13 protein-coding genes and 1 tRNA gene are annotated in these 11291 nt (G+C 59.5%); 8 read left to right on the top strand and 6 right to left on the bottom strand.

Annotated features, from left to right (window positions below; all coding sequences use genetic code 11):
• Positions 1-29 precede the first annotated feature (29 nt).
• The 5 genes from lolA (at position 30) to cysG (ending at position 5259) form a co-directional block, all read left to right on the top strand.
• On the top strand, positions 30-656 hold the full coding sequence (lolA, locus tag ACOCLD_RS12975) for an outer membrane lipoprotein chaperone LolA (protein ID WP_422909466.1): 627 nt from the start codon (positions 30-32) through the stop codon (positions 654-656).
• A 32-nt stretch (positions 657-688) separates the two neighbouring features.
• Entirely contained in the window at positions 689-2014 is a 1326-nt protein-coding gene (locus ACOCLD_RS12970) for a replication-associated recombination protein A (protein WP_422909465.1), read from the top strand.
• A complete protein-coding gene (gene crcB / locus ACOCLD_RS12965) occupies positions 2011-2391 on the top strand; it encodes a fluoride efflux transporter CrcB (RefSeq protein ID WP_422909464.1) in 381 nt (126 codons plus the stop codon). The genes ACOCLD_RS12970 and crcB overlap by 4 nt, the downstream gene beginning before the upstream one ends.
• Positions 2392-2505: 114 nt before the next feature.
• Positions 2506-3786 (top strand): serine--tRNA ligase, encoded by a 1281-nt coding sequence (gene serS / locus ACOCLD_RS12960; RefSeq protein WP_422909463.1) that lies wholly within the window; start codon positions 2506-2508, stop codon positions 3784-3786.
• Between the two features lie 78 nt (positions 3787-3864).
• On the top strand, positions 3865-5259 hold the full coding sequence (gene cysG / locus ACOCLD_RS12955; protein ID WP_422909462.1) for a siroheme synthase CysG: 1395 nt from the start codon (positions 3865-3867) through the stop codon (positions 5257-5259).
• On the opposite strand, the gene ACOCLD_RS12950 is transcribed toward cysG, so the two are convergent.
• The 6 genes from ACOCLD_RS12950 to ACOCLD_RS12925 form a co-directional block, all read right to left on the bottom strand.
• The gene (locus ACOCLD_RS12950) at positions 5244-6230 is read right to left on the bottom strand and encodes a glycosyl transferase family protein (RefSeq protein WP_422909461.1); all 987 of its coding nucleotides are present in this window, start codon (positions 6228-6230) and stop codon (positions 5244-5246) included. The two genes, cysG and ACOCLD_RS12950, sit on opposite strands and share 16 nt — an antisense overlap.
• The gene (locus tag ACOCLD_RS12945; RefSeq protein ID WP_422909460.1) at positions 6227-6562 is read right to left on the bottom strand and encodes a TusE/DsrC/DsvC family sulfur relay protein; all 336 of its coding nucleotides are present in this window, start codon (positions 6560-6562) and stop codon (positions 6227-6229) included. Before ACOCLD_RS12945 ends, ACOCLD_RS12950 begins: the two co-directional genes overlap by 4 nt.
• Positions 6559-6858, bottom strand: coding sequence for a sulfurtransferase complex subunit TusB (tusB, locus tag ACOCLD_RS12940; RefSeq protein WP_422909459.1), 300 nt, complete (start codon positions 6856-6858; stop codon positions 6559-6561). The genes ACOCLD_RS12945 and tusB overlap by 4 nt, the downstream gene beginning before the upstream one ends.
• Entirely contained in the window at positions 6858-7217 is a 360-nt protein-coding gene (gene tusC, locus ACOCLD_RS12935; protein WP_422909458.1) for a sulfurtransferase complex subunit TusC, read from the bottom strand. Before tusC ends, tusB begins: the two co-directional genes overlap by 1 nt.
• 1 nt (position 7218) lies before the next feature.
• On the bottom strand, positions 7219-7611 hold the full coding sequence (gene tusD / locus ACOCLD_RS12930) for a sulfurtransferase complex subunit TusD (RefSeq protein WP_422909457.1): 393 nt from the start codon (positions 7609-7611) through the stop codon (positions 7219-7221).
• Positions 7612-7790: 179 nt separating this feature from the next.
• Positions 7791-8459 (bottom strand): Bax inhibitor-1/YccA family protein, encoded by a 669-nt coding sequence (locus ACOCLD_RS12925; protein ID WP_392539896.1) that lies wholly within the window; start codon positions 8457-8459, stop codon positions 7791-7793.
• A 132-nt stretch (positions 8460-8591) separates the two neighbouring features.
• Here ACOCLD_RS12925 and ACOCLD_RS12920 point away from each other — a divergent pair.
• From ACOCLD_RS12920 to uvrC, 3 genes are all read left to right on the top strand, one after another.
• Positions 8592-8681 (top strand) — tRNA-Ser (locus ACOCLD_RS12920).
• A gap of 136 nt (positions 8682-8817) precedes the next feature.
• The gene (gene gacA / locus ACOCLD_RS12915; RefSeq protein WP_233684912.1) at positions 8818-9462 is read left to right on the top strand and encodes a response regulator transcription factor GacA; all 645 of its coding nucleotides are present in this window, start codon (positions 8818-8820) and stop codon (positions 9460-9462) included.
• Entirely contained in the window at positions 9449-11290 is a 1842-nt protein-coding gene (gene uvrC, locus ACOCLD_RS12910) for an excinuclease ABC subunit UvrC (RefSeq protein WP_422909456.1), read from the top strand. Before gacA ends, uvrC begins: the two co-directional genes overlap by 14 nt.
• Position 11291: the final 1 nt, after the last annotated feature.

Raw genomic sequence — 11291 nt, 5'->3', positions numbered from 1 at the left:
CCCGAATACCCGAATAGATGAGGACCCCCATGCGCCTGATTCGCATGTTAGTGCTGACCCTGCTGAGTTTTACCAGCATCGCCGCTGTAGCCGATGATGAAGTGGCCATTCAACGCCTAACCGAGTTACTTAACCAGGCGCAGACCATCAACGCGCGTTTTTCCCAGCTGACCCTGGACGGCAGCGGCACCCAGCTGCAGGAAACCGCTGGCCAGTTGTCGCTGAAACGCCCTGGCCTGTTCCGCTGGCACACCGATGCGCCGATGGAGCAGTTGCTGGTATCCAATGGCGAGAAGGTCTGGCTATATGACCCGGACCTGCAACAGGTGACCATCCAGACCCTCGATCAACGCCTGACCCACACCCCAGCGCTGCTGCTATCCGGTGACGTGTCGAAGATTCGTGAGAACTTCGAGATCAGCCATAACGAAGGCGGCAGCGTGGTCGATTTCATCCTCAAGCCAAAATCCAAGGACACCCTGTTCGACAGCCTGCGCCTGTCATTTCGCAACAAGGTGCTCAACGATATGCAACTGATTGACAGCATCGGTCAGCGCACCAACATCCTGTTTCTCAACGTGAAGATGAACGAGCCGCAGGATGATGCGCAATTCACCTTCGAGATCCCGGCCGGTGCCGACGTGATCCAAGAGTAAGCACCCCGCACCCGAGGCGTTAAACCGCAGTCATGGATCTGTTTCGCAAGGCCCCCGTTGCTCAACCCCTGGCTGCCCGGCTGCGTGCTACCAGCCTGGATGAGTATGTGGGTCAGGAGCATTTGCTGGCCCGTGGTAAACCCTTGCGTGAGGCGCTGGAGCAGGGCGCCCTGCATTCGATGATCTTCTGGGGCCCGCCAGGTGTCGGTAAGACCACCCTGGCGCGCTTGTTGGCGCAGGTTTCCGACGCGCATTTCGAAACCATTTCCGCCGTGCTCTCTGGCGTCAAGGAAATCCGCCAGGCCGTAGAAGTGGCGCAGCAGCATGCCGCGCAATACGGCCGCCAGACCATCCTGTTTGTCGACGAAGTACACCGTTTCAACAAGTCGCAGCAGGATGCCTTTCTGCCTTACGTGGAAGACGGCACGCTTATCTTTATCGGCGCCACCACGGAAAACCCCTCCTTCGAGCTGAATAACGCCTTGCTATCACGGGCGCGCGTGTATGTGCTGAAAAGCCTGGATGAAAGCGCGCTGCGCAAACTGGTCTCGCGCGCCTTGAGTGATCCAAAGGGCCTGGGTGAACGGCAGCTGAGCCTGCCGGACGAAAGTTTCACGATTCTCCAGGCCGCCGCCGATGGTGATGGCCGCCGCCTGCTCAACTTTCTTGAGAATGCTGCGGACCTGGCCGAAGACGGGGGTGAGATCAGCAGTGACTTGCTGCTCAATCTGCTGGGCGATACCCGCCGGCGTTTCGACAAGGGCGGGGAGGCTTTTTACGACCAGATTTCCGCGCTGCACAAATCCGTGCGCGGCTCCAGCCCGGACGGAGCGCTGTACTGGTTTGCACGCATGCTCGATGGCGGCTGCGATCCGCTGTATATCGCCCGCCGCGTGGTGCGGATGGCCAGCGAGGATATCGGTAACGCCGACCCGCGCGCGCTGACCCTGTGCCTGAATGCCTGGGATGTGCAGGAGCGCCTGGGCAGCCCTGAAGGTGAGCTGGCCGTGGCGCAGGCGATTGTCTACCTGGCCTGCGCACCGAAAAGCAACGCGGTCTACAACGCCTTCAACGCCGCCAAGCGTGATGCTGCTGAACATGGTTCGCAGGAAGTCCCGCTGCACCTGCGTAATGCGCCGACCAAACTGATGAAAGAGCTGGGCTATGGCGATGAGTACCGCTATGCCCATGATGAGCCGGATGCCTATGCGGCAGGCGAAGACTACTTTCCTGAAACCTTCGCGCCGCGTGAGTATTACCAGCCAGTGCCACGAGGTCTGGAGCTGAAAATTCGCGATAAGCTGCAGCACCTGAAAAATCAGGATCGCAATAGCCCTCGGCAACGGAGAAAACCATGATTCGTGTAGCCATGGCTGTAGCACTCGGCGGTGCCGTGGGCTCCGTACTGCGTTTTCTCACCGCCAGTTGGGTGGTGGCGCAATGGCCTCGGCACTTCTACCTGGGCACCTTCACCGTGAATATCATCGGGTGTCTAGTGATCGGTCTGTTATCCGGTTTGTTCCTGCTACGCAGTGACCTGCCAATCGAGTTGCGCAGTGGCCTGATCATCGGCCTGCTCGGCGGTTTCACCACCTTTTCCTCTTTCAGTCTAGAGTTGCTCAAACTGTTTGAAAGTGGTCGTCACAATGAGGCGTTTGCCTACCTGCTGTGCAGTGTGGTCGGCGGTGTGCTCGCCGTGTGGGGCGGTTTTGCCCTGGCACGTCTCTATCAGTAGCAGCACGCGCGAACCTGCAGTGTGGCACCCAACCCTGTTAAAGCCTTAAACTGCGCGGCATTGCGCGTCATGGCCCAGGCCATGCAAACCTTTGTGAAGTGTTGAGACCAGAACATGCTCGATTCCAAACTCGTTCGTACCCAGCTCCAAGAAGTGGCCGAGCGCCTGGCCACCCGTGGCTTTGTCCTTGATGTCGCCCGTTTCGAAGCCCTGGAAGCCCAGCGCAAGACCGTGCAGACCCGCACCGAGCAGCTGCAGGCTGAGCGCAACAGCCGCTCCAAGTCCATTGGCCAGGCCAAGCAGCGTGGTGAAGACATTGCGCCGCTGCTGGCCGAAGTGGACAAGATGGGCAGCGATCTGGAAGAGGGCAAGCGCGAGCTGGATGCCATCCAGACCGAGCTGGACAACCTGTTGCTGAACATTCCCAACCTGCCGCACGAGTCGGTGCCGATTGGTGAAGACGAGGAGGGCAACGTCGAGGTATCGCGCTGGGGCACACCGCGCAGCTTTGACTTCCCGATTCAGGATCACGTCGCCTTGGGCGAGCAACATGGCTGGCTGGATTTCGAGACCGCCGCCAAGCTGTCCGGCGCGCGCTTTGCCGTGCTGCGCGGGCCGATTGCCCGCATGCACCGCGCCCTGGCGCAGTTCATGATCAACCTGCACACCAGCGAACATGGCTACGAAGAAGCCTACACGCCGTATCTGGTGCAGGCCCCAGCGCTGCAAGGCACCGGCCAGCTGCCGAAGTTCGAAGAAGACCTGTTCAAGATCGCCCGCGAAGGCGAAGCCGATCTGTACCTGATCCCGACCGCTGAAGTGTCGCTGACCAATATCGTTGCCGGTGAGATTCTCGATGCCAAGCAGCTGCCGCTGAAACTGGTCGCGCATACGCCGTGCTTTCGCAGTGAAGCCGGTGCATCCGGCCGTGATACCCGCGGCATGATCCGTCAGCACCAGTTCGACAAGGTCGAGATGGTGAAGATCGTTGAGCCGAGCAAGTCTTTTGAAGCGCTGGAAAGCCTGACCGCCAACGCCGAGCGCGTGCTGCAGCTGCTTGAGCTGCCATACCGCAAACTGGCGCTGTGCACCGGTGACATGGGCTTTGGCGCGGTGAAGACTTATGACCTGGAAGTTTGGGTGCCGAGCCAGGACAAATACCGCGAGATTTCCTCGTGCTCCAACTGCGGCGACTTCCAGGCCCGCCGTATGCAGGCGCGCTACCGTAACCCGGAAACCGGCAAACCGGAGCTGCTGCACACCCTCAACGGCTCTGGCCTGGCGGTGGGGCGTACCCTGGTGGCCGTGCTGGAGAACTACCAGCAGGCCGATGGCAGCATCCGCGTACCGGAGGTGCTCAAACCTTATATGGGCGGCATCGAAATCATCGGCTAAGACTGATTTCAGTGACCGGCGACGGGGCGGCCAGTGCCGCCCCGTTTTGTTTACCCGACCCCGACCGAGAGCGGCGCCATGGATTTCCTTCCCCTGTTCCACAAACTGCAAGATCGCCTGGTGCTGGTGGTTGGCGGCGGCGAAGTTGCGCTGCGCAAGTCCCGTCTGCTCAGTGATGCAGGCGCCAGGCTGCGGGTTGTGGCACCAGAGATCCGTGACGAGTTGTGTGCCATGGCCACCGCCAGTCAGGGTGAAGTGCTGCTGCGGCCTTATCAGCCGGCCGATCTGCAAGCGGTGGTGCTGGTCATTGCGGCAACCGATGATGAGCCGTTGAATGCCGAGATTTCCCAACAGGCCCAGGCCTTGGGTATTCCGGTCAATGTCGTGGATGCGCCGAAGCTGTGCAGCGTGATCTTCCCGGCGATTGTCGATCGATCACCGCTTATCGTTGCAGTGACCAGTGGTGGTGATGCGCCCGTGTTGGCGCGCCTGATTCGCGCCAAGATCGAGACCTGGATTCCGGCTACCTATGGCCAACTCGCCGGTCTGGCTAAACGTTTCCGTGCCCAGGTCAAAGGCCTGTTCCCTGATGTGCAGCAGCGCCGAGTGTTCTGGGAGGACGTGTTTCAGGGGCAGGTGGCCGAGAGTGTTTTCGCTGGCAAGTTGCAGGAGGGCCAGCGCCTGCTGGAGGAGAAAATTACCGGTATCGCGCCTCGTGCCCTGGGTGAGGTGTACCTGGTCGGTGCCGGGCCGGGTGACCCGGATTTGCTGACCTTTCGCGCACTGCGCCTGATGCAACAAGCCGATGTGGTTCTCTACGACCGCCTGGTGGCGCCAGCCATTATCGAGCTATGCCGACGTGACGCCGAGCGTATCTATGTGGGCAAACAACGCGCCGAGCATGCGCTGCCGCAGGAGCAGATCAATCAGCGCTTGGTCAGCTTGGCTAAAGAGGGCAAACGTGTGCTGCGCCTCAAGGGCGGTGACCCGTTTATCTTCGGTCGCGGTGGCGAGGAAATTGAAGAGCTGGCCGCCCACGGTATTCCGTTTCAGGTTGTGCCGGGCATCACCGCTGCCTCAGGCTGCGCGGCTTATGCCGGCATCCCGCTGACTCATCGTGATCATGCTCAGTCGGTACGTTTCGTCACTGGGCACCTGAAAGATGGCAGCAGCAACCTGCCGTGGGGGGAATTGACGGCTAGCAGCCAGACGTTGGTGTTCTATATGGGGCTGGTGGGTCTGCCGATGATCTGCCAGCAACTGATAGCTCACGGTCGTTCCGCTTCCACGCCCGCAGCCTTGATTCAGCAGGGCACCACGCAGAACCAGCGAGTGTTTACCGGTACATTGGCCAATCTGGCTGAGCTGGTGGCAGAGCATGAAGTGCACGCGCCGACCCTGGTGATCGTCGGCGAAGTGGTGCAGTTAAGAGAGAAACTGGCCTGGTTCGAAGGGGCTCAAGCCAGCCTCTGATTGCGCGCGACCCACAGCTGAGCCGCGCGATCCAATGCGTGTTCGCGCGGCTCGCCGAGGGCGCGCAAGGCCAGCGCCATGGTGCTGATCACGGCAAGCTGGCCGTAATCATCGGCAACGTCCCCGCGCCAGAAGTCGGCCAGATGAGCAGGCTCCAGCGCTTCGGGTTTTACGTGACGCAGTGGCGAAAGCGCAGGCCATTCTTCGTCCCAGTTCTCACCCTGGGTTGTGCCGTACAGGTGGCTGGTGGCGTCCGGGTTGATCTCGATTTCGCCGCCTTCACCCTTGATCACCACCGCGTTATCACCGAGCAACTGACTGGCTTCGCGGTGCACCGCCTGATAACCCGGATGAAAGATGCTCTGCAGGCCGCAACGCGCGCGCAACGGGTTGAGGATGCGCGCCAGCGAATGAATCGGTGAGCGCAGGCCGAGGATATTGCGCAGGTCGATCATCCCTTGCAGTTGCGGCATCCAGTCGCCCAGCGGAATAAATGCCAGGCGATGTTGCGCCAGTGCCTGCTCGACGCTGCTCCAGTTGCGGCACAGTGGAATGTCAAGGATTTCGAGTAGCTGCTCGCTGTACATACGCCCGGTTGTGTGCGGGCCGCCGCCGTGCAGCAGAATGCGAATACCGCTGTTGGCCAGTGCCTTGGCCGCCAGCAGAAACCACGGTAGGTGACGCTTCTTGCCGGCATAGCTTGGCCAATCCAGATCAACCTGAATCGCTGGTGCCTGCAAGCGTGCGCGCACGGCCTCGGCAAAACCGGCCATTTCCTCGGCGCTTTCTTCCTTGTGCCGCAGCAGCATCAGAAATGCTCCCAACTGGCTTTCTTCGGCCTGACCATCCAGTAGCATGCCCATGGCGTCACGGGCCTCCTCGCGGGTCAGGTTGCGCGCACCGCGCTTGCCTTTACCGAGAATGCGTACAAATTGTGCAAAAGGGTGTTCCGGCGGGGTAACCAGGTTCATAGGCAATTGGTCGGCTTGGGCAGGCCCGCCAGCTTGGCGGCAAGTTTGGCAGGAGCGCCATTGAACAGACGATTGAGGTTGAGGCTGTTGCCTTTTTCGGGGCCGAGTTTGCTGGCAACGAATTTGATCAGTGGGCGATTAGCCGGCGAAAGCTGAAATTCATCGTAAAAGCTGCGCACCAGCCAGAGGATTTCCCAGTGCTCGGCACTCAAGTTGATGCCTTCACGTTGCGCCAGTGCGTGCGCGCTGGTCTCGGACCAATCGGCGAGGTCGAGCAGATAGCCGTCCTTGTCCAGTGCGAGATTGCGACCTTCAACATTCAGCGTGCTCATAGCCAGGTGTTTACCTTGTCGTATTGGCAGCTCAGGGCAACAAAGGCGGGGTAATCGACCAGGGTGAGCCGAGCAGGGTAAGCAAGAGCGCGCGCCTGCACATCTTCAGCCAGGGCATACAGCGCGATGGCTTCGGGCATCAGCTCCAGCGCCTGACGCTGCGCGCTGCCTGCCTGCAAGGCATGCACCGCATCACCACAGAGCAGCAGAGCATCCTGGCTGCCGAGCAGGCGCAGGCAGCTGCTCAAACGGCTATCGGTAAAGGGCGAGTGGGAAAGCACGTGCAAGGTAGCCATCAGAGCGTAATCACCTGGTCGTAACGGTCAATCAAGGCGCTTAGCGCGGCATCATCCAGGCATTCGGCGGCCAGACGCATGGGCGGCCCCAGCAGGCCGCGCTCGGCCAGACTGCGCTGGGCGACATACAACGCCTCGACACCAAACATTGGCAGCGCTTGCAGATTGGCGCCCAAGTCTTTCTGTTGCAGGGTGGTCGGTTGCTGTGCGCTGCTCAGCTGGAATACACCGTCATCGAGAAACAGCATGCCGATTGGCAAGTCGAAGGCACCGCCAGCCAAGGCGATATCCAGAGCTTCCCGGGCAGATGGCCCGGACCAAGGTGACTGGCGGCTGATGATCAGCAAGGATTTGCTCATGTCATGGGCCTCCGAAACACACCAGGCGATCAGCCAACTGCGCGGCCTCATGCAACTGGCCCAGGCCAGACAACTCCCACGGCGATTCCAGATTGGCTGCGCTACGCGAATAGCGCTGCGCCTCATCGGCGTTCAATACGCCACGGCGCAGGGCTGCCGCGATGCAGACCACACTGTCGAGTTGCTGGGCCTGAACGAATTCACGCCACTCGCGCGGTAAGTCCAGTTCATCCTGGGCGTTGACCACATTGCTTGAGGCACTGTGTACGCCATCCTGGTAGAAAAACAGACGCACGATCTGGTGCCCGCCCGCCAACGCGGCCTGAGCAAAACGTAAGGCTCTGCGCGAGGAGGGCGCATGCGGCGGGGAAAAGAGGGCGATGGCAAACTTCATAGCGAACCTAGCAAGCCGATTTGCCGGAATGATAAAGCCTGAGTCACCAAGATGCGCGCGGCCGGCATAAAAAATGATCGGGAGTTATTTTTAACGTCGCTCGCAACGGCGAATGGTGCAGGCCATGGATGGCTTGCATAAAAAAGCCCGCCGAAGCGGGCTTTGCACAGCACGTTGAATCAGTCGTCGCTGCCCATGATGCCGAAAATTTGCAGCAGGCTGACGAACAGGTTGTAGATCGATACATACAGGCTGATGGTCGCCATGATGTAGTTGCGCTCACCACCATGGATGATTGCGCTGGTCTGATACAGGATGCAGACCGAGGAAAACAGCACGAAACCTGCACTGATCGCCAGCTGCAGGCCACTGATTTCGAAGAAGAAGCCAGCAACCATCGCGCCCAGCAGGACAAAGAAACCAGCAGTGATGAAACCACTGAGGAAGCTCATGTCCTTGCGGGTGGTCAGCACGTAAGCCGACAGACCGCAGAACACCAGGGCTGTCATGGCGAACGCCGAGCTGACAACTTCTGCACCGTTGGCCATGCCCATGTAGCGATTGAGGATCGGGCCGAGGGTGTAGCCCATAAAACCGGTCAAGGCGAGGGTGGAAACCAGCCCCCAGGCCGAATTACGCAGTTTGGCGGTAAGGAAGAACAAGCCGTAGAAACCGATCAAAACCACGAAGATATTCGGGTAAGGCACATTGGCGCGTTGCGCGATGTACGCAACCAGGCCGCTGAAAGCCAGGGTAATGGCCAGCAGGCCATACGTGTTGCGCAGGACGCGGCTGACTTCCTGCTGCTCAACCTGAGTATGCTCAAGTGCATAATTGTGTTCGTTCATGGCGACACTCCTGAAATGGCTGATGGTTCCGTGACCAAGGTCAGGCCCGATCATAGCAGAGCCAGTTAACCAGCCAATACACAGAGTTTGACAGCGTGTTGCGTTCGGGTAAGATTGCCGCCCGCAATCGCCGGAAGCGTGGCAGAGCGGTTGAATGCAACGGTCTTGAAAACCGTCGAAGGGGAAACTCTTCCGTGAGTTCGAATCTCACCGCTTCCGCCAAATTCCTCTGGCCGTCGTTTAGCGATCATTTATTGACGCTTGCCTTTTGACGGTTATGCGCCAAGCTGGTGACTTAACACGCCAGACTTTCAACCCAGCAACTGCTCCAAGCAGTTGATGTCGACCGGGGTGACGCTTGATCAGAGTTCTTGTTGTTGATGACCACGACCTGGTACGCACCGGCATTACTCGCATGCTGGCCGACATCGATGGTTTGCAGGTGGTTGGCCAAGCCGAATCCGGCGAAGAGTCCCTGAAGAAAGCCCGCGAACTGAAGCCCGATGTTGTCCTGATGGACATCAAGATGCCAGGCATCGGTGGTCTGGAAGCCACGCGCAAACTGATTCGCAGCCATCCTGACCTCAAAGTTGTTGCCGTCACCGTCTGTGAAGAAGATCCTTTTCCAACGCGCCTGTTACAGGCCGGTGCCGCCGGCTATCTGACCAAGGGCGCGGCCTTGGAAGAAATGGTTCAAGCCATTCGCATGGTGTTCAGCGGTCAGCGCTATATCAGCCCGCAAATTGCCCAGCAGCTGGCGCTAAAATCTTTTCAGCCGCAAAGCAGTAACTCGCCGTTCGATCTGCTCTCCGAGCGGGAAATCCAGATTGCCCTGATGATTGCCGGCTGCCAGAAGGTGCAGACGATTTCCGACAAGCTCTGCCTGTCGCCGAAAACCGTAAACACCTATCGCTATCGCATCTTCGAAAAGCTGTCGATCACCAGCGATGTCGAGCTGGCCCTGCTGGCCGTGCGCCACGGCATGATTGATGCCAGCAACTGAAGACAGCCGCGCGACATTCGATTCCAGCGCGTTTCTTTCCACCTGCAGCGGTCGCCCCGGCGTCTACCGCATGTTCGATGCGGACGCCAAGCTGCTCTATGTCGGTAAAGCCAAAAACCTGAAAAAGCGTCTGGCTAGTTACTTTCGCCAGAGCGGCCTGGCGCCGAAGACCGCCGCGCTGGTGGGTCGAATCGCCCAGATTGAAACCACCATCACCGCCAATGAAACCGAAGCACTGCTGCTTGAGCAAACGCTGATCAAGGAATGGCGGCCGCCCTACAACATCCTGCTGCGTGACGATAAGTCCTATCCCTATGTGCTGCTCTCCGACGGCGATTTTCCACGGTTAAGCATTCATCGCGGCGCGAAGAAGTTGAAGGGGCGCTATTTCGGCCCCTATCCAAGTGCCGGCGCTATTCGTGAAAGCCTCAACCTGCTGCAAAAGACCTTTCTGGTGCGCCAATGCGAGGACAGTTTCTATAAGAACCGTACACGCCCCTGCCTGCAGTATCAGATCAAGCGCTGTAAAGCCCCCTGTGTCGGCTTGGTCGAGCCGGCCGAGTACGCCGAAGATGTACGCCACTCGGTGATGTTCCTTGAGGGCCGCAGCAACGCGCTGACCGATGAGTTGTCGAGTGGCATGCAGGCTGCGGCCATGACTCTGGATTTCGAGCGCGCGGCAGCGCTGCGCGACCAGATTTCGCTGCTGCGCCGGGTACAGGATCAACAGAGCATGGAAGGCGGTACAGGCGATGTGGATGTGGTCGCCGCCATGGTCAACCCCGGTGGCGCATGCGTGCACTTGATCAGTGTGCGCGGCGGGCGGGTGCTGGGCAGCAAGAATTTCTTCCCGCAAGTGGCGATTGAAGAGGAGGGCAGTGACGTTCTCCTGGCCTTCCTGGCGCAGTACTACCTGAGCAGTCAGGAGCGCGACTTGCCGAGTGAATTGATCGTCAATGCCCAACACGAGGATTTCCCCACACTGATTGCAGCCATCGATGAGTCACGCGGCCGCGAGCTGAGCATCAGCTATCGCGTACGCGGCACCCGCGCACGCTGGCAACAGCTGGCAGTGACTAACGCCGAGCAGGCTTTGGCAGCTCGCCTGGCTAATCGTGAACATGTGGCTGCACGCTTTGATGCCCTGGCTCAGGCGCTGGATATGGATGAAGTACCGCAGCGCCTGGAGTGTTTCGATATCAGTCACTCCAGTGGTGAGGCGACCGTGGCTTCCTGCGTGGTATTTGGCCCGGAAGGCCCGCTGAAATCCGATTACCGCCGCTACAACATTGAAGGCGTGACGCCGGGCGACGATTACGCTGCCATGCAACAGGCGCTGACGCGGCGCTTCAGCAAGATCAAAGATGGCGAAGGCAAGCTGCCCGATATCCTCCTGGTAGACGGCGGTAAAGGCCAATTAGCCATGGCGCGTGAAGTGTTGGAAGAGCTTGCAGTGCCCGATCTGATTTTGCTCGGCGTGGCCAAGGGCACCACGCGCAAGCCGGGTCTGGAAACCCTGTACCTGAATGATGCCGCGCATGAGTTCACCTTGCCGGGTAACTCGCCAGCCCTGCACCTGATCCAGCAAATCCGCGATGAATCGCACCGATTTGCCATTACCGGCCACCGAGCACGACGCGGCAAGACCCGGCGCACGTCGACGCTTGAAGAGGTTGCCGGTGTAGGCCCCAAGCGGCGGCGTGAGTTGCTCAATCATTTTGGCGGGTTGCAAGAATTGTCCCGTGCGAGCATCGAAGAAATTGCCAAAGCGCCCGGTATCAGTAAAAAGCTTGCCGAGTCGATTTATGCCGCACTGCACAGCGAGTAGA

Origin of the sequence: Pseudomonas cimarronensis, assembly GCF_049331905.1 — a bacterium.
GTDB lineage: Bacteria > Pseudomonadota > Gammaproteobacteria > Pseudomonadales > Pseudomonadaceae > Aquipseudomonas.
This window is presented reverse-complemented; position numbering and strand designations above follow the sequence as displayed.